Origin of the sequence: Clostridium sp. CX1 (genome assembly GCF_025398335.1) — a bacterium.
GTDB lineage: Bacteria > Bacillota > Clostridia > Clostridiales > Clostridiaceae > Clostridium_AM > Clostridium_AM tanneri.
This window is the reverse complement of record NZ_JAODOO010000004.1, coordinates 36605-57198: the sequence shown is the minus strand read 5'-3', so window position 1 is coordinate 57198 and position 20594 is coordinate 36605. Positions and strand designations below refer to the sequence as shown.

Annotated in this window: 24 protein-coding genes; all 24 read left to right on the top strand. The window is 30.9% G+C overall.

The genetic code is table 11. The features are described 5' to 3' along the window. Position 1: 1 nt before the first annotated feature. The 24 genes from spoIIIAB (at position 2) to N4T77_RS05330 (ending at position 20532) form a co-directional block, all read left to right on the top strand. A complete protein-coding gene (spoIIIAB, locus tag N4T77_RS05445) occupies positions 2 to 520 on the top strand; it encodes a stage III sporulation protein SpoIIIAB (RefSeq protein ID WP_261670742.1) in 519 nt (172 codons plus the stop codon). A 64-nt stretch (positions 521 to 584) separates the two neighbouring features. Beyond that, positions 585 to 782 (top strand): stage III sporulation protein AC, encoded by a 198-nt coding sequence (gene spoIIIAC, locus N4T77_RS05440; RefSeq protein ID WP_261670741.1) that lies wholly within the window; start codon positions 585 to 587, stop codon positions 780 to 782. A gap of 9 nt (positions 783 to 791) precedes the next feature. After that, positions 792 to 1175: a stage III sporulation protein AD gene (gene spoIIIAD, locus N4T77_RS05435; protein ID WP_261670740.1), complete on the top strand. Its 384-nt coding sequence runs from the start codon at positions 792 to 794 to the stop codon at positions 1173 to 1175. An 8-nt stretch (positions 1176 to 1183) separates the two neighbouring features. Then, a complete protein-coding gene (gene spoIIIAE, locus N4T77_RS05430; RefSeq protein ID WP_261670739.1) occupies positions 1184 to 2347 on the top strand; it encodes a stage III sporulation protein AE in 1164 nt (387 codons plus the stop codon). 39 nt (positions 2348 to 2386) lie between these two features. Next, entirely contained in the window at positions 2387 to 2974 is a 588-nt protein-coding gene (gene spoIIIAF / locus N4T77_RS05425; RefSeq protein ID WP_261670738.1) for a stage III sporulation protein AF, read from the top strand. A 164-nt stretch (positions 2975 to 3138) separates the two neighbouring features. Continuing rightward, positions 3139 to 3774 carry a stage III sporulation protein AG gene (gene spoIIIAG / locus N4T77_RS05420; RefSeq protein ID WP_261670737.1) on the top strand — a complete coding sequence of 212 codons (636 nt, stop codon included), beginning with the start codon at positions 3139 to 3141 and terminating at the stop codon, positions 3772 to 3774. 58 nt (positions 3775 to 3832) lie between these two features. Then, positions 3833 to 4342 carry a SpoIIIAH-like family protein gene (locus N4T77_RS05415; protein ID WP_261670736.1) on the top strand — a complete coding sequence of 170 codons (510 nt, stop codon included), beginning with the start codon at positions 3833 to 3835 and terminating at the stop codon, positions 4340 to 4342. 262 nt (positions 4343 to 4604) lie between these two features. Continuing rightward, positions 4605 to 4997 (top strand): Asp23/Gls24 family envelope stress response protein, encoded by a 393-nt coding sequence (locus N4T77_RS05410; protein WP_261670735.1) that lies wholly within the window; start codon positions 4605 to 4607, stop codon positions 4995 to 4997. A 138-nt stretch (positions 4998 to 5135) separates the two neighbouring features. Next, the gene (gene nusB / locus N4T77_RS05405; protein ID WP_261670734.1) at positions 5136 to 5606 is read left to right on the top strand and encodes a transcription antitermination factor NusB; all 471 of its coding nucleotides are present in this window, start codon (positions 5136 to 5138) and stop codon (positions 5604 to 5606) included. 34 nt (positions 5607 to 5640) lie between these two features. After that, positions 5641 to 6849: an exodeoxyribonuclease VII large subunit gene (xseA, locus tag N4T77_RS05400; protein ID WP_261670733.1), complete on the top strand. Its 1209-nt coding sequence runs from the start codon at positions 5641 to 5643 to the stop codon at positions 6847 to 6849. A 12-nt stretch (positions 6850 to 6861) separates the two neighbouring features. After that, positions 6862 to 7080 (top strand): exodeoxyribonuclease VII small subunit, encoded by a 219-nt coding sequence (locus N4T77_RS05395; protein WP_261670732.1) that lies wholly within the window; start codon positions 6862 to 6864, stop codon positions 7078 to 7080. 20 nt (positions 7081 to 7100) lie between these two features. Then, complete coding sequence (locus N4T77_RS05390; RefSeq protein WP_261670731.1) at positions 7101 to 7988, top strand: polyprenyl synthetase family protein; 888 nt, start codon at positions 7101 to 7103, stop codon at positions 7986 to 7988. A gap of 31 nt (positions 7989 to 8019) precedes the next feature. After that, a complete protein-coding gene (gene dxs / locus N4T77_RS05385) occupies positions 8020 to 9882 on the top strand; it encodes a 1-deoxy-D-xylulose-5-phosphate synthase (protein ID WP_261670729.1) in 1863 nt (620 codons plus the stop codon). An 18-nt stretch (positions 9883 to 9900) separates the two neighbouring features. Further along, positions 9901 to 10725 (top strand): TlyA family RNA methyltransferase, encoded by an 825-nt coding sequence (locus N4T77_RS05380; RefSeq protein WP_261670728.1) that lies wholly within the window; start codon positions 9901 to 9903, stop codon positions 10723 to 10725. After that, the gene (locus N4T77_RS05375; protein ID WP_261670727.1) at positions 10722 to 11594 is read left to right on the top strand and encodes an NAD(+)/NADH kinase; all 873 of its coding nucleotides are present in this window, start codon (positions 10722 to 10724) and stop codon (positions 11592 to 11594) included. The genes N4T77_RS05380 and N4T77_RS05375 overlap by 4 nt, the downstream gene beginning before the upstream one ends. Further along, the gene (locus tag N4T77_RS05370; protein ID WP_261670726.1) at positions 11572 to 12024 is read left to right on the top strand and encodes an arginine repressor; all 453 of its coding nucleotides are present in this window, start codon (positions 11572 to 11574) and stop codon (positions 12022 to 12024) included. The genes N4T77_RS05375 and N4T77_RS05370 overlap by 23 nt, the downstream gene beginning before the upstream one ends. Positions 12025 to 12037: 13 nt before the next feature. Further along, positions 12038 to 13744 carry a DNA repair protein RecN gene (gene recN / locus N4T77_RS05365; RefSeq protein WP_261670725.1) on the top strand — a complete coding sequence of 569 codons (1707 nt, stop codon included), beginning with the start codon at positions 12038 to 12040 and terminating at the stop codon, positions 13742 to 13744. 214 nt (positions 13745 to 13958) lie between these two features. Continuing rightward, a complete protein-coding gene (gene spoIVB, locus N4T77_RS05360) occupies positions 13959 to 15173 on the top strand; it encodes a SpoIVB peptidase (RefSeq protein WP_261670724.1) in 1215 nt (404 codons plus the stop codon). A gap of 235 nt (positions 15174 to 15408) precedes the next feature. After that, on the top strand, positions 15409 to 16224 hold the full coding sequence (gene spo0A / locus N4T77_RS05355) for a sporulation transcription factor Spo0A (RefSeq protein ID WP_261670723.1): 816 nt from the start codon (positions 15409 to 15411) through the stop codon (positions 16222 to 16224). A gap of 195 nt (positions 16225 to 16419) precedes the next feature. Then, on the top strand, positions 16420 to 16602 hold the full coding sequence (locus N4T77_RS05350; RefSeq protein ID WP_261670722.1) for a hypothetical protein: 183 nt from the start codon (positions 16420 to 16422) through the stop codon (positions 16600 to 16602). A gap of 215 nt (positions 16603 to 16817) precedes the next feature. Continuing rightward, on the top strand, positions 16818 to 17339 hold the full coding sequence (locus N4T77_RS05345; protein WP_261670721.1) for an NUDIX hydrolase: 522 nt from the start codon (positions 16818 to 16820) through the stop codon (positions 17337 to 17339). Positions 17340 to 17406: 67 nt separating this feature from the next. Continuing rightward, the gene (spoIIM, locus tag N4T77_RS05340; protein WP_261670720.1) at positions 17407 to 18057 is read left to right on the top strand and encodes a stage II sporulation protein M; all 651 of its coding nucleotides are present in this window, start codon (positions 17407 to 17409) and stop codon (positions 18055 to 18057) included. Between the two features lie 257 nt (positions 18058 to 18314). Continuing rightward, positions 18315 to 19193 (top strand): site-specific tyrosine recombinase XerD, encoded by an 879-nt coding sequence (gene xerD / locus N4T77_RS05335; protein WP_261670719.1) that lies wholly within the window; start codon positions 18315 to 18317, stop codon positions 19191 to 19193. A gap of 166 nt (positions 19194 to 19359) precedes the next feature. Beyond that, entirely contained in the window at positions 19360 to 20532 is a 1173-nt protein-coding gene (locus tag N4T77_RS05330; RefSeq protein ID WP_261670718.1) for a phosphopentomutase, read from the top strand. Positions 20533 to 20594 lie beyond the last annotated feature (62 nt).

Sequence of the window (20594 nt, the reverse complement as noted above, 5' to 3'; positions counted from 1 at the left end):
AATGCTAAAAGTTATTGGTTGCATGATGATTTTACTTGCTTCCACTGGAATTGGATTTATATATGGTGAAAGATTTAAGAAAAGAACAAACCAGTTGAATGAACTTCGTAGATGCATACATCAGCTTCAAAATGAAATAGTGTATACTCATACTCCCCTTCCAGAGGCTATTATGGATATATCAAAAAAAAGCAACTATCCTATAAAAGATATTTTTGAAGATATATCTAATTTGCTATTTGATGGAGAAGTAGATGATGTATATGAAGCTTTTAGAAATGTATTTATAAAAAAAAGAGAAGATCTCAATTTAAAAAGAGAGGATATAAATGTAATATTAGATTTGTCCAAGACCCTTGGAGAATCAGATATAGAAGGGCAACAGAAGATGTTTGCACTGACTCTTGAGAATATAAAGAAACAGCTTAAAATTTCAGAAGAGTTGATGAGTAAGAATTTAAAAATGTATAGGTATCTTGGATTTTCCTTTGGTGCCATGCTGGTTATAATTTTAATTTAAACTCACAGAAATAAATATTTTCTGAAAATAACTTTGAATATTATAAAAAAAGGGGGCACGTATAATGTTGGATATAAGTTTAATATTTAAAATTGCAGGGGTAGGTATCATAGTAATACTCATAAACAAAGTCTTAGAGGCCAGTGGAAAAGGAGACTATGCCGTGGTAACAAATTTGGCTGGTATTTTGATAGTGCTCATGATGGTGATAAATTTAGTGAATAAGTTATTTACTACAGTAAGAACAATGTTTCAACTTTAGGAGGAAATTATGGAAATAATAAAAATTGTTGCTTTTGGCTTTATGGCATTATTTATAGTCTTGCTTTTTAAAGGTCGAAGGGATGATTTGGCGGCCCATGTAAGTATAGCAGTAGGAGTAGTTATTTTTATATTTATGATAACTAAGATTACGGCAATACTTCAGTTTATTCAACAGTTAGCTACCAAGGCTAACATTGATTTTATATACTTAACAACTGTTTTTAAAATACTTGCAATAGCCTATTTGGCATCTTTCTGCAGTGAAATATGTAGGGATGCTGGACAGGGAAACATAGGTGCTAAGGTTGAGTTTGCTGGAAAAATTCTTATCTTAGTACTGGCAATTCCTATACTTATGGCTGTACTGCAGTCAATTCTAAAGATTATGTAGGTGTTAACATGAAGAGAATAATATTGGTTTTACTTATGATTCTTATGACATGCTTTAATGTCCAAGCTTCGGAAATTAATAATAGTGCAGTAAGTACTCAACAGAGTACTGAAAACGAGCAGGTGGAACGCTTTTACGATTATATTACAAACATGAAAACTAAGTACGAACTTCTAGATGGAATTGATGCCAAGACATATGTAAAGGACTTTATAAAAACTGGGGATGGCAAAATATCAACTAAAAAGTTAGCTAGAGATTTAAGTGTATATGCATTTAGAGAGCTAGCAGCTTCATTGAAATTATTAGCTCTTTTAGTTGTCATTGCACTTATTTGTGCACTTTTAACTAACTTACAAAAGGCTTTCACCAGTGAGAGTCTATCGAATATAGCATACTTCGCCTGTTACTCTCTTTTGATAATAATAATGGCTAAAAGTTTCTATATAGGTGTAGATACTGCAAGAACAACTATAAAAGAGATGTCAGAATTTATGACAGCTTTAGTACCAATCCTAATAATGCTTGTTGCCAGTGTAGGCGGATTTGTGGAGGCTGCTATAATGGATCCTATCATCATAGGAGCAATAACTATAAGTGCAAAAATATTTATAGATGTTATAATCCCTATAATATGTATGACCTTCGTGCTCCAATTTGTAAACAATTTATCTTCAGAGTATAAAATTGACAAGCTTACAAAGTTATTAAATCAAGTAGCTATGTGGATGCAAGGAATTATAATGACTATCTTTATTGGGATAATCACTATAAGAGGCATCAGCGCCAAGACTATAGACGAAGTTACTGCTAAGACTGCTAAGTTCGCGGTAGATAACTTTATACCAATAGTGGGAAAGAGTCTTTCAGATGCTATATCTACAGTGGCAGGGTATTCAATTTTACTTAAAAATGCTTTGAGTAGTTTTGGATTAGTAGTACTTATAGTCATTATGCTTTTTCCTATAATCAAATTATTTATTATGTCCTTTTTATTTAAATTAACAGCAGCTCTCATAGAACCAATTAGTGACAGTAGGTTAGTAAATTGCATAAATTCTGCAGGTAGTTCAATTGTTTTAGTGACATCCTGCCTTATATGTGTATCAGTTATGTTTTTCATAATGATAGCTATAATATCCACTGCTGGTAAGGTAATGATAGGAACATAAAAAGGAAATAAGCAAACATATGAAGGAGTGTGGTGAACATTGATACAAACACTTAGAGAATGGCTTATAGGTATTTGTACAGCTGTATTCTTTATTACAGCTGTAGAAATGATACTACCGGATAACAGTATGAAAAAGTATGCAAAATTTGTACTAGGATTAATCTTAATTACAGTTTTTATAAATCCAATAATTAAAATTTTTGATAGAAACTTTGATATCAATACTTATACAGCTAATGTAATAGAAAATTTTGATGAAAAGAAAACTGAAAATGACTTTAAGCAATATAAGGAAAAAAACATAAGCACAACCTTAGAGGTGTTTAAGCTAAATTTGCAATCTAACTGTGAAAAAAAGTTGAAAGAAAAGTATCCTGAGGGAAATTATAAAGTAGATGTAGAAGCTGCTTATGATAGCGAAAATGATAAGCTTACAATAAAAGATGTTAAGGTGGGAGTTAAAGATGGAGCTGTTGAAAAAGTTAAAAGAATCCAGATAGGAGGAGATAGTAAGTCTGTAAACAGTACGGAGAACATAGATGCTGAAAAAAGTACAGAAATAAAGAAATATTTAAGTGATGAGTTAAAGGTATCTAAGGACATCATCCAGGTATCAAAGCTTTAAATAGCAGTAGTTAATGTTGCAGTAGGCATATAACGTTTTAAAATTGAAAGCATTATAAAACATAGATAATTATAGACAAACAGTTAACCTGTGCAAAATTTTGGACCTAATATAAAACAAAACATATAAAGTAGGATAAAAAAGATAAAAAGGAGAGGAAATGTATGGATTTGAAAAAGTTACTGGAAAAGCTCACTAAAAAAGATAGTGATACTGCTAAAAATTCTTCTGACAAGAAGATTATGGCCAACTTAGCTATAGTTGTTTTATTAGGTGTCTTAGTAGTTTTGACCTATAGTACCTTTAAAACAGCATCAGTACCTAATATGCAAACCTTAAACGCTTCTGGGGACGGCAAGGAAAATAAAACAGATAAAACTAGTTCAACAGAAAAGAATCCTAGTGATTACGAGAATGAAGTTCAAGAAAAATTGAAAGATACTTTAGAGCAAATTGACGGAGTTGGAAAAGTAGAAGTAATGGTTAGCTTTGAGACTGGAGAGGAACAGGTGCCCGCTGTTAATATAAATGATTCTACTAGCACAACAGAAGAGAAGGATACTGAGGGTGGTACTAGAAATACAACCCAAAAAAATAATGGAAGTACTGTAGTTATCACTAATGAAGGAGATAAATCTCAGCCTCTTATAGTAAAAACATATAAGCCAAAGGTTTCAGGGGTTTGCGTTGTAGCAGAAGGAGCTGAAAACAAGGTTACAGAAATTAGAATTTCAAGAGCTGTAATAAATTTATTTAATATTCCTGAAAATAAAGTTAATGTTTATCCTATGAAAAAGTAGTATATAAATAAATTTTTAAGCATATAATTTTTTAGAAAGGTAGATAGGGGGAATTAAAATGAATAAGAAACAAGCTGTGATTATTTGTACACTATTAGCTCTTATTGTTTGTGCGGGGGTGCTTGCAACAAAATTAAATAGTCCATTGTATGTAAATGGAGGAGAAACAGGAACAGGAAATAGTACTGTATCTTTTAACAACAACGATAAGAAAAGCAGTAAGTCTCAGTTCTTTGATGAAGCTAAGTTAACACGTGACCAGAAAAGTGCACAAACATTACAAACTCTAAAAACTTTGATTGATGATAAAAATGTTTCTAAAGAAAACAGAGATGAAGCTGCTAAAAAGTATACTGAATTGGCAATGAATACTAACTATGAATCAAAGATAGAAGCAACTTTAAAGAGTAAAGGATATGAAGATGCTATTTGTTCTATAGAAGATAATAAAGTAAGAGTGATAGTTAAAGGTAAAGACAAGCTTACAGACAAAGAAACAAGAGAAATAAAAAATGTAGTTATGGGAATAGCTAAGACACAGGAAGTTGAGATTGAAACAAAACAGTAAAATAAATAATTAGATTGAACATATGTACAAGTTCTCCCTATCTTAAAGCATATTAATGAATTAGGATAGGGACAACTTGTTATTTTGTATAGGAGAATTTAAATATTGAAAAGTTTAGAAAATGTATATTACAATAAAAACAGGGCAATATTCTATAATAAGATTAATAATAAGGACATTTTGTTTGTAAAAGAAATATCTATTTGGTATAATATAGACAAGATTACCTTTTGAATAATGTCAAAACCTAGGGGGTATAAAAATGGAAGAAAATATTAGGAATGAAATTGACATGGGTATTGTAAAGATATCCGACGAAGTAGTGGGAGTGATTGCAGGTCTTGCTACTACAGAAGTTAAAGGTATAGTTGGAATGAGTGCTAGCTTAGTTGGCGGCATAACTCAGATACTCACTGGCAAGAAAAACTTATCAAAAGGAGTTAAGGTAAGCGTAGGAGAAAATAGTGCTGCTATTGATTTATATGTTGTTGTAGATTATGGAGTAAGGATTCCTGAAGTAGCCGTAGAGGTGCAGGAAAACGTAAAGAAAGCTGTTGAATCAATGACAGGACTTAACGTTTCAGCAGTAAACATACATGTGCAAAATGTTATGATTCCTAAAGCGGATGGTACTATGGAAGATATTGAAGAGTAATATTTACACCCTCTGTATTCAGAGGGTGTTTCCTTGTCCACAGTTAAACTTGAACTAGTGTAATAGTTTAAAGTATAATTATATCTAAAATGACAATAATTAATTATAGAAGAATACTTAGCCAAGTAGGAGGAAAAAATGAACAGAAGAAAATCAAGAGAATTAGCTATGAAACTGTTATTTCAAATGACAATAAATAAGGAAGACTTTAAGGATGCTATATCTAACTTAAAGGAAAATATCGAAGCAGATAGAGAAGAGTTCGATGAAGAGACTGGACTACCTTTAAAGAAAGAATCTAACCCTGAAGATATTGATTTGGCAGAGGTAGATATGGAATACGTCGTAAGAGTTCTTAAGGGAGTTCAGGAAAATAGAGAAGCCATAGATAAGCAAATAGAAAACCATCTTAAAAATTGGAAATTAAATAGAATATCTAAGGTTGATCTTACTATATTAAGAGTATGTACATATGAATTTATATATGAAGAAACTATTCCGGAAAATGTATCTATAAATGAGGCTATTGAGTTAGCAAAGAAGTATTCTGCAGATAAGTCAGCTTCTTTTATAAACGGAGTTTTAGGAAGTATGATAAAGAATAAGTAAAGTTATACATAAATCTTAAGAAGGTAGAAATGATATGTATATTAAAACTTTAACCGTATCTGAAATAAATAAGTACATAAAAAAAGTATTAGATAATGATTTCATATTATCTAATTCTAGTATAAAAGGCGAAATATCAAATTTTAAACTTCATAGTAGTGGACATATGTATTTTTCATTAAAAGATGAAAATAGCAAGATAAATTGCATAATGTTTAAAGGAAATTCTAGAAACTTAACCTTCCTTCCAGAGAATGGAATGAAGGTTATAGTTAAAGGACGAATTTCTCTTTATGAGAAAGAAGGAGCCTATCAATTCTATTGCGACAAAATGGAATTAGAAGGTATAGGAGAGCTTTATATAGCCTTTGAAAAACTGAAAAATCGACTTGAATTGGAAGGTTTATTCAAAGATGAACATAAGAAGGCTATACCTAAATATGTACAAAAAATAGGAGTTATAACATCACCAACTGGTGCAGCAATCAAAGATATAATTAATGTTACAAAAACAAGAAACAAAAGTGTGGAGATGGTGGTGTATCCAGCATTAGTTCAAGGAATTAACGCTAGTAAAGATATAATAAAGGGTATAGAAGTATTAAATAAGATAGAAGACGTAGATCTTATTATATTGGCAAGAGGCGGAGGTTCAATTGAGGAACTTTGGTGTTTCAATGATGAAGAGTTGGCATATGCTGTTTATAATTCTAAAAAGCCAATAATAACAGGAGTCGGACATGAAATTGATTATACAATAGTAGATTTTGTAAGTGACAGAAGAGCAGCGACTCCTTCTCAGGCTGCAGAAATTGCAGTGTTCAGCCTCAGTCAGTTAAAGGATAAAATCCTATTTTGTAAAAACAACATGAGTGGTTATGTAAGTAGAAAGCTAGCAGAAAAAAAAGCTGAAATTGACATGTTAAGACATAACCTAGAGATAAACAATCCTACTGCATATATTGCAAATCAGTATAGCAGTATTGATAGACTTAGAGAGTTAATAAATTTAAAAACAAGAGGCAAGTTGGAAAAAGAGAAAGAAAGACTTATCAAAGTTAACGCATTACTTTCAGCACATAATCCCTTAAATATTTTAAATAAAGGATATGCAATAATTGAGGATAAGCATAAAAATATTATAAGTGAAATTCATGCCCTAAAAGAAGCTGATAGTATTAAAATAATATTAAAGGACGGAAAGGCAGAATTAAGGTTAGAAGAGATTAATGAAGTGATATAAAGGAGTGATATTTTGGCCAGAAAAAGCGAGTCTTACGAAAGTATGATGGAAAAGCTTGAGGAAATTGTAGCTGTTATGGATAGTAAGGAACTTTCTTTAGAGGAGAGTATGAAGAAATATGAAGAAGGTATAAAGCTATGCAATAAGCTTTACAAGACTTTAAATGAGGCTGAAGGAAAGATAAAATTGCTCACTGAAGAAGGACAAAAGGATTTTCAGTTAGAAAGCTAGTAAGAATGGAGAAATATAATATGGGTATAGAAAATCAAATCACAGTTGAAACCTTAAGAAGTGAAATTGATAACTGGCTTGGAAAATACTTCGAAGAGAAGGGCTCTTATAATAAAAAACTCTATGAATCTATGGCGTACAGTATAAATGCTGGTGGAAAAAGAATAAGACCGTTACTTTTTATGTTAACATACATGTTATATAAAGAAGATTATAGAGAAGTTCTACCGATAGCAGGGGCAATTGAGATGATTCATACCTATTCGCTGATACATGATGATTTACCTTGTATGGATAATGATGATTTAAGAAGAGGAAGGCCTACTAATCATAAGGTTTTTGGTGATGCTATAGCGGTTCTTGCAGGAGATGGTCTTCTAAATGAGGCAATGAATATTATGTTTACGTACTGTCTAGATAAAGGCAGGAGAGAAATTGATATGTGTAGAATAATTTCAGAAAGTGCTGGAGTAGAGGGAATGATAGGAGGTCAAGTAGTTGATATCCTAAGTGAGAATACAAAAATACCAGTAGATCAGCTTTACTACATGCATAGTAAAAAGACAGGGGCTTTGATAAAGGCTTCCATATTAGCTGGCGCAATATTAGGTGGAGCAAGTAAAAGAGAATTAAAGGATTTAGACTATTTTGGCCAAAAACTTGGTTTGGCTTTTCAGATAAAAGATGATATTTTAGATATTGTCGGGGAAACAGAGATTCTAGGCAAAAAGGCTAAAAGTGACATAGATAACAACAAAACTACATTTATAACTGTTTACGGCTTAAATAAGTGTATAGAAATGTGTAATTCCCTTACAGGAGAATGCTTAGAGGTGTTAGATAAATTAAGTGGTGATACTGTCAAACTAAAAGACTTAACACTTTTTTTATTAAATAGAGAAAAGTAGTTGAATTTTATTTAAAAAAGGATAGATGAAAATGTCTAATTTACTAGATAATTATAAGGATATTAATGATATAAAGAGCATGTCATTAGATGAGCAGAAGCAGTTAGCGGACGAAATAAGATCATTTTTAATAGACAAGGTTTCTAGAACAGGAGGACACCTAGCTTCTAACCTTGGGGTAGTGGAACTTACCTTAAGCTTATTTAATGTTTTTGATTTAAACAAGGATAAACTTATATGGGATGTAGGTCATCAAGCTTATATTCATAAAATACTTACAGGGAGAAAGGATAAGTTTGAAGGCTTAAGACAATTTGGCGGTATTAGTGGATTTCCTAAAAGATGTGAAAGTGTTTACGATTTTTTTGAAACCGGTCACAGCAGTACTTCTATTTCTGCAGCCCTTGGTATGGCAAGAGCTAGAGACTTAAAGAATGAAAACTACGATGTAGTAGCAGTAATAGGAGATGGAGCTCTAACAGGAGGCATGGCTTTAGAGGCATTAAATGATGTAGGATATAGAAAGACAAAACTGATAATAATATTAAATGATAACCAGATGTCTATTGGTAAAAATGTTGGAGGAGTATCTAGTTACTTAAGCAAGTTAAGGGTAGATCCTAAATACAATAGGTTAAAAGAAGAGATAGAGTATGCTTTGAAAAAAATTCCTAACATTGGTAAAGGTGTAGCGAAATATCTTGAAAGAATAAAGAATGGTATAAAGCAGATGGTAGTACCAGGCATGTTTTTTGAAGATATGGGACTAAAATATCTTGGACCAATCGACGGACATAATATAAAAGAGGTAACAGAAGTACTATCTAAGGCTAAAAATATTAATGAGCCTGTTATTATACATGTAATAACGAGAAAAGGAAAAGGTTATGAATTTGCAGAAAAAAATCCAGGAAAGTTTCACGGCATAGGACCTTTTCATTGTAATAGTGGAGAATTATGTGTTACCTCCAGTGATACTTATTCAAAGGCATTTGGAGACGAACTGGTTAGTATTTCGGAGAATAAAAAAAATGTAGTAGCTATAACAGCAGCTATGAGAGATGGTACTGGTCTTAAGAACTTTTCACAAAAATATCCTGATAGATTTTTCGATGTTGGAATTGCAGAACAGCATGCTGTAACTTTAGCAGCAGGTATGTCGCGAGAAGGACTAAAACCTGTATTTGCAGTATACTCTACTTTTCTTCAAAGGGCTTATGATCAAATTTTACATGATATTTGTATACAAAAGTTACCGGTTATATTTGCTATTGATAGAGCTGGTATTGTTGGAGATGATGGTGAAACACATCAAGGAGTCTTTGACCTGTCATATTTAACACATATGCCTAATATGACTGTTATGTCTCCAAAGTGTATTCCAGAGCTTAAAACTATGCTAAGATGGTCAATTGAACAAAACTATCCTATAGCTATAAGATATCCAAGAGGTGGAGATAACTTAGGGGCTTCTTTAGAACCATTAGAGAACTTTAAATTAGGTACCTGGGAAACGTTGTATAATAAGGGACAGATAGCTTTAGTTGCACAGGGGAAGATGGTTCAACATGCAGTTTTAGTTAAAGAAAGGCTTGAGAAGGAAGGAATAAGTGTTAGAGTTATAAACGCTTGTTTTGTAAAACCTTTGGATAAAAGATTACTAGAAGATTTGGTAGAAGAAGGCGTTAACATAGTAACTATAGAGGATAACGTAATTAGAGGTGGGTTAGGTTCTTACGTACTTGAGTTTGTAAATACTTTAAATAGCAAGGTTAAAGTTTTAAATCTTGGATTTAGAGATGAATTTATACCTCATGGAAAACCGGATATCTTGTATAAGTTACATGGATTGGATACTGAAGGAATTGTAAAAAGTATATTGAAAATAGTTTAGGGTGTGAAGGAGTTTACTATGTCAGAAATAAAAGAAAGACTGGATATTTTATTAGTTAAAAAGGGCATATTTACTTCCCGAGAAAGAGCTCGAGCAAGTATTATGGCCGGTGAGATATTCATTGATGGGCAAAGATTTGATAAATGTGGGGAAAAGGTAAAAGAAAGTGCTAATATTGAATTCAGAGGTGAGGAACTGCCCTTCGTAAGCAGGGGAGGATTAAAGCTTGAAAAAGCTGTAAAAAATTTTGATATAGATTTGCAGAATAAAACTTGTATGGATATAGGCGCATCTACAGGAGGATTTACAGACTGCATGTTGCAAAATGGTGCCAAAAAGGTTTTTTCTATAGATGTTGGATATGGTCAGTTTGCATGGAAGCTTAGAATAGATCCTCGAGTAGTATGTATGGAAAGAACAAATATAAGATATGTGACACCAGAGGATATAGGAGAAGCGGCGGATTTTGCAAGTATAGATGTATCTTTTATATCCTTAAAAAAAGTGGTTCCTGCTGTTATTAACTTGCTTAATGAAGAGGGAAGAATAATGGCTTTAATTAAACCTCAATTTGAAGCAGGAAGAGAAAAAGTGGGGAAAAAGGGTGTTGTGAGAGAAAAATCTACTCACAAAGAGGTAATATGCGGAATTGTAGATTTTATTAGAGAAAGTGGTTTAAGAATAATTGATTTAGACTATTCACCTATAAAAGGACCAGAAGGAAACATGGAATACCTAATTTACTTTACTAAGGAAAGAGACTATAAGGAAACAGTAGATGATAAATATATTGATGATATAGTTAACTTAGCGCATAAGGAGCTTAATGGGGAGGCACTATGAGAAATATAGGTATTAATGTAAATACAACAAAAGACCCTAATAGGGAAATGTTGCATTTAATAAAAGAAGCTATTATAAATCAAAATAAGAATATTAGTATCAGGGTTTATGAGGATGGTAATGGATTAGAAGAGTTAGAAGAAAAAAGTTTAGACGTAATCATTGTACTTGGTGGGGATGGAACTATTTTAAGTACTTTAAAACATATCTACAAGATAGGTATTCCGATTTTAGGAATAAATATAGGTCATTTAGGTTTTTTAGCTCAGGTTGATGGTTTAGATATTGGTTCTGCTATTAAAAGTCTCTTTGAAAATGATTATGTAATTGAAGAGAGAACAATGTTAGAATGTAGCTATAAGGAAGATGGAAAATTAAAAACTTATAGCGGACTAAATGATGTAGTGCTATATAAAGCCCTTTCTTCTAGAATACAAAAATATGAAGTCTTTGTTAATGACAAGTATTATAATACTTTTAATGCAGATGGAATTATTGTATGTACATCTACAGGATCTACTGCATATAATTTAGCTGCTGGAGGGCCAATAATACATCCAGAATTGGATACAATTGCTTTAACACCAATGTACTCCCAATCTCTGGCATCAAGAACTATAGTACTTGGCGGTAACAGCAAGATATCTGTTAGAGTTAGAAGAGATAACGAAAGTGTTTTTTTATCTGTAGATGGTCAAGAGTGGATAGAAACTGATAGCACAAAAACAATTGATATATGTAGATCCAATTATACATGTAAATTAGTAAAGTTTGAAAGTAATGATTACTTTACTACTTTAAGAAAGAAAATTACCTATAGAGCAAAGGAATGTGAAGGTGAAATATATGAAAGTAACAAGACACGCTAAAATACTTGAATTAATAAATTCCAAGGATATAGAAACTCAGGAGGAACTTGCAGAAGAATTGAGAAGCAGCGGTATGAATGTTACTCAAGCCACTGTATCTAGGGACATAAAAGAATTAAAACTTATAAAGGTTTTGTCGGATAGCGGTAAATATAAATATGCAACTATTATGCATACTGAAAACTTTTTGTCAAACAAGCTAGTAAACATTTTCTCTCAAACAGTTATTGCTGTTGAGAGTGTTGATAAGTTCGTCATTTTAAAAACTATATCTGGTTCCGCTTCTGCAGCAGCAGAGGCTATTGATTCTTTAAACTTTGAAGGAATAGCAGGTACTATAGCAGGAGATAATACTATTTTTGTACTTGCAAGGGACAACGAAAAGGCTCAAACAATAAGTCAAAAGATGAAAAAAATGATTGCACAGTAGGAGGCTTTTATTCATGCTTCTTCAATTAAACATAAAAAACTTTGCGTTGATAGAGAATTTAACTATATCTTTTGAAGATGGCTTTAATGTGCTTTCTGGTGAAACCGGCTCTGGTAAGTCGATATTAATAGATGCTGTAAATTATGTGCTTGGCAGCAAGTTCAATAAAGATTTAATTAGAACGGGAGAGAATAAAACTTTCGTTGAAGCTATTTTTTCACTAGAAAACTCTAAAACTTATGAAATGCTTAAGGAATTAGATATAGAGGCAGAGGATTTGGTTATAATAAGCAGAGAAACCTTTCAAACTGGTAAGAGTATAACAAAGGTTAACGGAAAATCTATTTTGTTATCAGCTCTTAAGACAATAAGTGGTACTTTATTAGACATCCATGGTCAGCATGAAAATCAGAACTTATTAGCTCCTGAAAATCATATTTCCTACATTGATAATTATGGAGAAAACAGAATTAAAAGCATATTAGAAAATTATAGAGAAATATATAATAAGCTGAATACAGTAAAAAATAAGATTTTTGAACTGAATGGTAAAGATGGAGAAAGAGAAAAACTTATAGACTTTCTCAAATATCAAATAGATGAAATAAATGCTGCCAACTTAAAAGCAAATGAAGAGGAAGAGTTAGAAGAAAAATATAAAGTCCTTTCTAATGCAGAAAGGATAAATAAAACACTAAATGTGTGCTATTCAGCTTTATATAATGGTACTGATAATTCTCAATCTATATATGACAGTTTGGGAACTGTTATTAAGGAACTTTCTTCATTAGAAAGTAGTTTTCCAAAGGTTAAAGATATATGCAATTCTCTTCAAGATGCTTATTATAATATAGAGGGAAGTATAGAGCAGATCAGAAGTATAAAAGAAAATATATACTATGATGAGAATGAGTTAGAATATATAAATAGTAGAATATATCAAATAAATGGGTTTAAAAAGAAATATGGAAAGAATGTACGGGAAATTCTTCAATATAGAGATAATATTAAGAATCAATATGAAGAATTAATAAATAGCAGTGAAATTATCGAAGAACTAAAAAGAGAGCAGAATAGGCTGAAAGACGATTTAAAGGTTATAGGTTATGAGCTCCATAAAGAGAGAAGCTGCATAGCAGAAAACTTAGAAGTAAAAATAAAGCACGAATTGGATTTTGTAGGGTTAGAAAAAAGTATATTTAAAATTCTTGTAGATATGGAGGATAAGTTTAACACTAATGGTATGGATAAGGTACAGTTTACAATATCTACAAACCCTGGTGAACCATTAAAGTCTCTTGAAAAGGTTGTATCTGGTGGAGAGCTATCTAGAATAATGCTGGCACTAAAAACTGTCTTCGTAGACAAGGATCAGATTCCTTCTGTCATATTTGACGAAATAGATACTGGAATAAGCGGAAGAATTGCACAATGTGTGGCAGAGAAAATGTACTCTATATCGAAAAAGCATCAGGTATTTTGTGTTACACATCTTCCACAAATTGCATGTATATCTGACATGCATTATTGGGTTTCAAAAGAGATAAAGGATGAAAAAACCTACACTAGAGTAAGAAAAATGAATGAAGAGGAAAAGGAATATGAGATAGCTAGAATGATTGGAGGTTCTCAAGTTACAAAGCTTACCCTTGAACATGCTAAAGAACTTATAAAAATGGCTGATACAAAAAAAATTCAATTAAAACAGGATATTTCCTAAAGACTGTAATTATTTGCAGTCTTTTTTTGTTTTATAATAAATAATTTTTATAATTTAAAAGAAAACTATATTTATGTTAATAATTAAAGTTTAACAAAATTTTGGTGCTAAAAACAAAGTATTAACTTTAAATGAAACTTTATGATAGCATAATAAAATATCTAAAGGGGCAACTTAAAAACATAAAAATGCTATAAGAACAGGAGGTAAAAGTATGGGCAAAAAAATCAGAAACATTCTATGCTGGATAACTATTCCTATCCTGTTAATAACATTAGTTGCCTATTATAAAATTCAAAATATACCTACCACTATTTTTATTCGAGAAGGTCAAAATTTAAAGTCTGATACATTAGTAAAGGTATGTGAAAAAAATAATAAGGGATTTAGAAACATAATAGAAAAAGATACAAAAGCAAGTGTTAACGTACTTGGCGTCTTTCCAGTAAAATCTGTATCAATTAAAGCTGTTAGCAATGATATTGTTTTATATCCAGGAGGGCAGCCAGTAGGAGTAAAGTTAACTACAAAAGGAGTTTTGGTAGTAGCCCTATCAGATATTAAAACTGATAAAGGAAAAATAACAAGTCCGGCAGCATTAGCTGGAATACAAATAGGTGATAATATAGTAAAAATAAATGGGGTAAATATCAAAAATGCAGAACAAACCCAAAGTGAGATTAATAATTCAGAAGGAAAAGAATTGAAAATTACAGTTGAAAGAAAAGGACAGCAGTCAGAAAAAATTGTTAAGCCTGTTAAGAATGAGGAAGATAAAAACTACAAAGTAGGATTATGGGTAAGAGATTCCACTGCTGGAGTTGGAACCTTAACTTTTTATGATGAAAAAAGTGGGATGTTTGCTGCTCTAGGCCATCCTATTACTGATGTAGACACAGGAACTATTCTTAATATTGATTCTGGAGAAATAGTACCGTCTTCAATAATATCAGTTAAAAAAGGACTAAGAGGAAATCCAGGAGAATTAAAAGGAATATTTATTGATGAAGACTCAGTTTTAGGTAAAATATATAAAAATACAGAGTGTGGTGTTTTTGGTAAAAGTAATAGTAAATTATCAAATAAACATTATAAGCCTATGAAAGTAGCACTTAGAGATGAAATAAAGGAAGGGCCTGCTAAGATATTAACAACTGTAGATGGTGAAGAGCCAAAATATTACGATATACAAATAGAGAAGTTACTGTCCCAAGATACGCCAGGTCCAAAGAGTATGGTGATAAGAGTTACAGATTCAAAGCTTATTGAAAAAACAGGTGGAATTGTTCAAGGAATGAGTGGAAGTCCTATAATACAGGATAACAAAATAGTAGGAGCTGTAACCCACGTTTTAATTAACAAACCGGATGTGGGATATGGTATTTATATAGAATGGATGCTTAAAGATGCTAATATTTTAGCAAAATAAGATAACAAAAAAATAGGAATAAAAAAACAAAAAATTATAAAAAGTTAAAATATAAGTAAAAACTATGGTAAAATACAGGTAAATCATTGTATAATAGAAGATAGCATAAAGATATGCTGTCTTCTATTTGAGATTTTATTAAAAATTTTTGTTTGAAAAAAGGATTTGAAATTCTTTTGTCGAATGTATTATTGTAAAGATATGGGAATTAATAAAATAAAGGGGAGTAATAAATATGGAAGAATCAAAAATAAGTGTAATTATTGCAGATGATAACAAAGAGTTTTGTAATATTCTCAATGATTATCTTTTAAATCAGCGAGATATTGTTGTTACAGGAATAGCTAAAGATGGAGTAGAAGCTCTAAAACTTATCGAAGAAAAGAAGCCGGATTTAGTGGTATTAGATATTATTATGCCTCACCTAGACGGACTTGGTGTTTTAGAAAGATTGAATAGTATGGATATAAATCCTATTCCGAGAATAATAGTGCTTTCAGCTGTTGGACAAGACAAAATTACACAAAGAGCTATTACACTTGGGGCAGATTATTATGTAGTTAAACCTTTTGACATGGATGTATTTACTAAAAGAATTAGAGAGATGTTTAATAATACTATAAGTAGTGGAGGAGAAGCAAAAAAGAGTATTTCAATAATAGATACTACAGAAATAAAATTTGCTAAGAATGAACCTACTAACTTAGAACAGGAAATAACCAATATTATACATGAAATAGGAGTGCCAGCCCATATTAAAGGATATATGTACCTAAGAGAAGCAATAACTATGGTAGTGAATAATATGGAACTTTTATCAGCAGTTACAAAGGAGTTATATCCTAATATAGCTAAAAAGTACAACACTACAGCAAGTAGGGTAGAAAGAGCTATAAGACATGCAATTGAAGTAGCATGGTCAAGAGGTCAAGTGGAAACAATAAATAAGATATTTGGATATACAATACATAACGACAAAGGCAAGCCAACAAACTCAGAGTTTATTGCCATGGTTGCAGATAAATTAAGATTAAAAAATAAAGTTAGTTAACATAAAAAAATCTTCTTATTGATGTGAAAAGGTAAAAACATAATAAGAAGATTTTTTGTTACATACTATCATATAGTTGTATTAGTAAAAGGTATTAGATTAATAATAGTAGTATTATTATGAATTTAAATTTTTAAAATATAAAATTCTAAAATTATTTATATTCACATAGTATTTAACAAGGAAGGTGATAAAATGAAAGTAGAATTAGATATGGAGGAAATTAAGAATATAGAAAATTTAATTGTAAGCAGAATTAATGAACTTAGAGATAAAATTGTAGACGATGCTGATAAAGAAGAGGAATTAAGGGAAATTATAAGATATTATAAAAAGTTGATAGAGAAAATAAATGATCAAAGAGATCTAAAGCATTGATAGAAATATCAATTGTTATATTCATGAGAAATTAGGTGTTATAGGATGAATTTTTAGCATACCCTTAGGTAAAAAGCCTAAGGGTATTATAGTTGGGTTTAGTTTAAAACAGAGTTATATTAATGTTCCTTTAATTGACAATTATACTTTGAAAGTATAGAATTAATATAAATTAAGATTTAGTTATAGGACTATATCATGTGGGAGGTGTAAAAGTGGATTTTTTTGAAAACACTATAGAAAGTAAAAATATATATAAAGGTAAAATAATAGATGTAAATGTCCATACAGTAGAGCTTCCAAATGGAAAAATATCAAAGAGGGAAATTGTAAATCACAGTGGTGGTGTAGCAATAATTGCTTTTAAAGATAAAGATACAGTACTCCTAGTAGAACAATTTAGAAAACCAATAGAGGGAACTCTTTTAGAACTTCCTGCAGGAAAAATCGAAAAGGGTGAAGATATTGAAGTTTGCGGTATAAGAGAACTTGAAGAAGAAACAGGATATAAGGCTAAAGACTTCAAATACTTAGGGAAAGTAGTTACAAGTCCAGGTTTTTGCGATGAGTATATCTACATATATAAAGCTGAAAATCTCTATAAAGGTAAAGATGGCCTAGGAGATGAGGATGAGTTTATTAGTGTAAAGGAATTAAAGATAGATAAGGTAAAAGAAATGATAAAGAGCGGTGAAATAACAGATGCTAAAACAATAAGTGCACTTATGTTTTTATAGCTTGTCATATAACTCCCTTGTTAGTCATAAATATAAAAAAGATGATTAAACAAAAGGGGGATAAAAAATGTCAGAAAACAAAATATTAGGTGTTGTAAATAAACATGTGCAAAATAATTTTTGGCTTTACGTTGTAAGTCTCCTATGTGTATGTACAGGAATAGTACTGGGTATATATAGTGTCAGGTATATGGGGGGCTTTGAAAAAAATGATCTTTTGAGCTACCTAAACAACTTTAGTACTACTATTAATTCACAGGGAGTAAATTATCAGAGTGTATTTATAGAAACAGTAAAAAGTAATATACCTATTTTAGCAGCTGTATGGTTTCTGGGACTAACAATGATTGGGATACCTGTTATACTAATTATTGATATTATAAAAGGGTTTACTATAGGCTTTACGATGAGTTTTGTAATAAGTGGCATGGGTATAAAAGGTATGTGGTTTTCCTTATTAGGGGTGTTACCTCAAAATATTATATATGTGCCCTGTATAATATTCACTTCTGTACTTGCAATGGAGTTTTCGTTGATGATATTTAAAGATAGGAATAATAGACAGTGGACTTCTAGTATTTGGGTTAAAGTTACATCTTATTCTCTTTCCTTTGTACTAGTAAGTATTGTTATGTTTTTAGGTTTCTTTATGGAGACATATATTACCCCTAACATGATTAAATTTATTATAGCAAGTATAGGAAGTGTTATACTATGACTATAAAAAGCAACATTACAGATTTTATAATAATATTTCTGAAATGCTTTTTAATTTTAATCTTTTTTGGTTTCTTTTTACCTAAGTTTTTAGATTTTATTTTATATTATTATATATGTAAACCTAACATTTATGATAACAGCATACTTGTTCATAATATTGTTAATAAAAATATAGATTTGATCAACAACTATGTTACTGTTTTTAAAGATTTTTTAAGATATTAAAATAAAAGCTTCAAAGAGTAGGAGAATACTATGAATAATCTTTTGTTAAAATACATAGAAGATTTAGAGAAAAAACAGTTTAGTAAAAATACTTTAGATGCCTATGTAAGAGATGTAAGTAGATTTATTGATTTTGTAAAGAATAGAGAAGAAGACATAAGGGAAATTGAAACGGTAACTATAATGGCATATATACAGTATTTGCAAAAAGAAAGAAAGGCAGTTTCTTCTATAGTAAGAAATATTGTTTCCTTAAGAAACTTTTATAAGTATCTAATGAAAAAGGGAATCATAAGTGAAAATCCAGTAATGGATTATGAAATACCTAAAATTAAGCATAATATACCTAAGATATTAAGTATAGAAGAAGTAGACAAGTTACTTTCATTTCCAGACCTTAGCGTAAATAAAGGAATAAGGGATAAGGCTATGCTTGAAGTAATGTATGCTACAGGAATGAAGGTATCAGAGCTTTTAAATTTAACTACTTATGATATAAACTTAAAATTATGTTATATTAAATGTAAGGATGGTAAAAGACAAGAGAGAATAATACCTATAGGTTCTTTTGCAGTAAATTGCCTTCAAGAATATTTAAGAATAAGGACTGAGTTAAATATTTATAATTTAGACTTACTGTTTTTAAATTTAAAAGGTGTGCAAATGACAAGACAGGGTTTTTGGAAAATAATTAAATATTATGCTGAAGAAGCGGGAATAGATAAGACTATAAATTCATTTACCCTTAGACATTCCTTCGCTGTTCATCTTCTTCAAAATGGAGCAGATATAAAATCTGTTCAGGAGCTTTTAGGTCATAAGGATTTATCAGCAACACAAATATACTCGACTATTTCTAGAAAAAACAAGATAGCAGAGGTATATAAAAATACCCATCCTAGGGCTTAATTGAATAGAAACAGTTGAATAGATTTTTTCAAATATGTAATGTTAATAAAGGGTTCAGCCTAGCTGAGCCTTATTTTAGTACTATGGCAATTATGAAATAAAGATTGAAGTATAGGCTAATACTAACAATAAAAATATCTTAATAATACAGGAAAGGAAGATAGATATGACTAGAAGAGTAATATTAATTGTTCTTGATAGTGTGGGTATAGGAGAAATGGTTGATGCAGGAGATTATGGAGATATAGGAAGCGACACATTAGGTAATATCTCCAAAGCTGTTGGTGGTATCAGCCTTCCTAATATGGAGAAAATAGGGCTAGGACATATAACAGGCATAAAAGGTGTAAATAAAGTTGATAGTCCTACCGGTTCTTTTGGTAAATGCGCTGAGCTCTCTCGAGGTAAGGACACAGTAACAGGTCACTGGGAAATTGCAGGAGTAGTTCTTAAAGAACCTCTTAACACCTATCCAAATGGATTTCCTAAGGAAATTATACAAGAATTTGAAGAAAAAATTGGAAGAAAAATTATTGGAAACAAAGTAGCATCGGGAACAGAAATTATAAAAGAGTTAGGGGAAGAACACGTAAGAACAGGCTTTCCTATAGTTTATACTTCTGCGGATAGCGTATTTCAAATAGCTGCTCATGAAGAAGTCATTTCCCTAGATGAATTATACAAAATGTGTAAAATAGCTAGAGAAATGTTCGTAGGAGAAAAGGCAGTAGGAAGAATAATTGCAAGGCCATTTGTTGGTAAAGATGGTGATTTTACAAGAACAGCAAATAGAAGAGACTTTGCTCTAGACCCTTTTGATAAAACTATGCTAGATTATATAAAAGAAAAGGGTCTTAATGTAATGGCCGTAGGAAAGATAGAAGATATATATAATAAAAGGGGAATAACAGATGCTGTTCATATAAAGGGCAACATGGATGGTGTAGACAAAACCATAGAGTATATGAAGGGAACTGCTAAAGGCATCATATTTACTAATTTAGTTGATTTTGATATGCTTTATGGACATAGAAATGATTTTAAGGGGTATGCTAAAGCATTAATAGATTTTGATAACAGAGTTCCTGAAATTATTTCTAGTATGAGGGAGGAAGATATTTTAATTTTAACTGCAGATCATGGCTGCGATCCTACTACAGAAAGTACAGATCACTCAAGAGAATATGTTCCAGTGCTTATCTATGGAATGCAGGTAAAAAGTGGTGCAAATATAGGTATAAGAAAGTCCTTTTCTGACATTGGAAAAACTGTATTAGATTTATTAGAAATTAAAAATGAGTTATACGGTGAGAGTTTTGCAAAGGAAATAATTAAGTAGAACTTTATAAATAATTAAATTAGTAAGCTAATCGAGAGAATACTGGGAAAAGCTATAGTATA